Origin of the sequence: Acetobacter cibinongensis (genome assembly GCF_000963925.1) — a bacterium.
GTDB lineage: Bacteria > Pseudomonadota > Alphaproteobacteria > Acetobacterales > Acetobacteraceae > Acetobacter > Acetobacter cibinongensis.
On sequence record NZ_BAMV01000100.1, the window covers coordinates 1 to 213 of the forward strand.

A 213-nucleotide genomic window follows, 5' to 3' on the forward strand; every position below is an offset into this window, starting at 1 on the left:
CAACGGGCGGCGCAATGGACATCTCGTTATCGTTGAGGATGACGATCAGTCGTTCCGCGCCGGGGCCAGCCACCGCTGCGTTGTTCATGGCCTCATAGGCCATCCCGGCGGAAATGGAGCCATCACCGATGACAGCAATCACGTTGCGTTCTGCGTAGGCGGGGTCTTCTTCAGCGCGGAGATGGTGCGCCACGGCCATGCCCAGACCAGCAG

The 213-nt window shown here is 62.4% G+C and carries 1 protein-coding gene; it reads right to left on the minus strand.

Features of this window, described 5'->3' with window-relative positions:
• On the minus strand, nt 1-213 hold a 213-nt coding region (locus Abci_RS13995), incomplete at both ends, for a 1-deoxy-D-xylulose-5-phosphate synthase N-terminal domain-containing protein (protein WP_280513029.1).